Below are 2,650 nucleotides of genomic sequence, written 5' to 3' on the forward strand. Positions count from 1 at the left end.
AGATAGACCAGCGGCAGGTCAGGCAGGCGCGCGGCAATGGCCTGATGGACCGTCAGCCCGCCCAGACCCGAATCGAACACCCCAATCGCCATCCCAGAACCTCCCGCGTCGCGTGCCGCCCTTCATAGGGCGACACGCCGCTTTTGGAAATGACCTGGATCATTCCGCCGCTTCACGGATGGGTGGGTGCCCCGCCTGCAGCTGCGCCAGCAGCTCGGCCCGCCGGGTCGCGGCAAGATCCGCGGCCTTGTCCTTGACGGGACCAAAGCCGCGCACGCCCAGGGGCAGTTCCGCCAGTTCAATCGCCACCGGCATCATCGCATTCGTGACCGAGGCGAAAACGCGGGTCATGTCAGTCTCGTATTCGCGAATCATCGCCCGCTCGCGCCGGCGCTCGGCGCTGTAGCCGAAGGGGTCCAGCGGCGTCCCCCGCAGCCCCTTCATCCCGGCTAGAACCCGAAACGCGCGCAGCATCCACGGACCGAACTCCCGCTTTCTGGGGCGGCCGTTCGCGTCCTTGCCGGTCAGCATCGGCGGCGCCAGATGAAGGGACAGGGTCACGTCCCCCTCCCACCGCGCCGCAACCTGTTCGGCGGTGGTCAGATGCAACCGTGCAACCTCATATTCATCTTTGTACGCCAACAGCTTGTAATAGCTTCTTGCGACGCTGTCGCGAAGCTGTGCGGGCGCGGCATCGACCAGCTTGCGGTACCGGGCGGCAAGCCGCTTGTTCTGATAGCCGACCAACCGTTCAGCGCGATAGGCCACGGGATCGACCGGCAACTGCGTGACCTCGGCGGGCTTGCGCGTCTGTTCGGGATAGACAACCGCCCAACGGCCGATCTGGAATGCCCGCTGGTTGGCGTCGACCTGCGCGCCGTTCAGGCGGATCGCCTCCATGATCGCCTCCAGCGACAGCGGGATCAGTCCACGCTGCCAGCACGCACCCAGCACCAGCATGTTCGAATAGATCGAATCCCCCAGCAGCCGCAGCGCCAGATCGTTCGCATCGAAGAACGCCACCCGGTCGCCCAAACGGGCCTGCAGCGACAGGCGCAGCCGGTCCGACGGCACCTGGAAATCGCGGAACCGGGTAAAGTCGCCGGTGATGATCTCGTGGTCGTTCACGACCGCGCCGGTGCGGCCCTGGGTCATCAGGCCCACGGTCTTGGCCCCCGCCGTCACCACCAGATCGCCGCCGATGACACAGTCCGCTTCGCCCACGGCGACGCGGATCGCGCTGATGTCGGCGGGGCGTTCAGCCAGGCGCAGGTGGATATGCACCGCGCCGCCCTTCTGCGCCAGGCCCGCCATCTCCATCATGCCGGCGCCTTTGCCGTCCATGTGGGCGGCCTGCGCCAGCACGGCACCGATTGTCACGACACCAGTGCCGCCGACGCCCGTGATGACGACGTTATGCGTCCCGTTGATCGTAGGCAGCGTGGGCTGCGGCAGATCGGGCAGATCGAACGCCTCGGCCTTGGGCTTGCGCAGCTTGCCGCCCTTGACCGACACGAAGCTGGGGCAGAACCCGTTGACGCAGCTGTAATCCTTGTTGCAGCTCGACTGGTCGATCTGCCGCTTGCGGCCCAGCTCCGTGTCCAACGGCACGATCGAGACGCAGTTCGACTGGACCGAACAATCCCCGCAGCCCTCGCAGACGTCGGGATTGATGAAGATCCGGCGGTCCGGGTCAGGGAACTGTCCCTTCTTGCGCCGCCTGCGCTTTTCGGCCGCGCAAGTCTGGACATACAGGATGGCGCTGACGCCCTCGACCTTTTCTAGATCGCGCTGGACGGTCATCATCTGCGCACGTTCCTCGAACCGCAGGCCCTTGGGGAACCGCGCCTGATCGACGTCCTCCTTTTCGTCGTGAACCACGACGACCGTGCCGACGCCCATCGCCACCAGTTCGCGGGCGATCTGCGGGGCGGTCAGGCCGCCCTCGTTCGGCTGCCCGCCAGTCATGGCGACGGCGTCGTTGTACAGGATCTTGTAGGTGATGTTCGTACCGGCCGCTAGGGCCGCCCGGATCGCCAAAGACCCGGAATGATTATAGGTTCCATCCCCAAGGTTCTGAAAAACATGGCCTCTGGTGCTGAATGGCGCCTCTCCGATCCAGTTGGCGCCCTCGCCGCCCATATGGGTGAAACCCTCGGTCTCACGGCCCATCCACTGCACCATGTAATGGCAACCGATCCCGGCATAGGCGCGGCTTCCCTCGGGCAGCCTGGTCGAACTGTTATGCGGACAACCCGAACAGAACCAAGGGGTTCTGGTCGCAATCTCGGGAGCGTTGTCGTTGCGGCGCACCTCGTTCAGCCGCTCCAGCCCGGCGCGCAGACGCTCGGTGCCGCGACCCTCCTCGATCAGGATGCCACCGATCTTCTGGGCGATCATCACAGGGTCCAGCGCATAGCGGGTCGGGAACAGCTCCTCTCCGGTGCGGTCGTGCTTCCAGCCATGGACGCGACGCCCATGGCGGTTGTCAAAGATCGCCTCCTTCAGCTGCACCTCGATCAGCTTGCGCTTCTCCTCGACGCAGATGATCAGTTCCAGGTTCTCGGACCATTCCTGGATCGACTTCATGTCCATAGGCCATGTCTGCCCGACCTTGTAGGTGGTCAGGCCCAACCGCTCGGCCTCGGCC

1 protein-coding gene and 1 pseudogene are annotated in these 2,650 nt (G+C 65.2%); both read right to left on the reverse strand.

All coding sequences use genetic code 11. The features are described 5' to 3' along the window. Positions 1-92: pseudogene (locus TW83_RS22130) on the reverse strand (glutamate racemase); the annotation flags it as partial. A gap of 67 nt (positions 93-159) precedes the next feature. After that, the coding region (locus TW83_RS16305; RefSeq protein WP_045983838.1) for an indolepyruvate ferredoxin oxidoreductase family protein at positions 160-2,650 on the reverse strand (2,491 nt) is incomplete at its 5' end.

Origin of the sequence: Paracoccus sp. S4493, from assembly GCF_000967735.1 — a bacterium.
Taxonomy (GTDB): Bacteria; Pseudomonadota; Alphaproteobacteria; order Rhodobacterales; family Rhodobacteraceae; genus Paracoccus; species Paracoccus marcusii.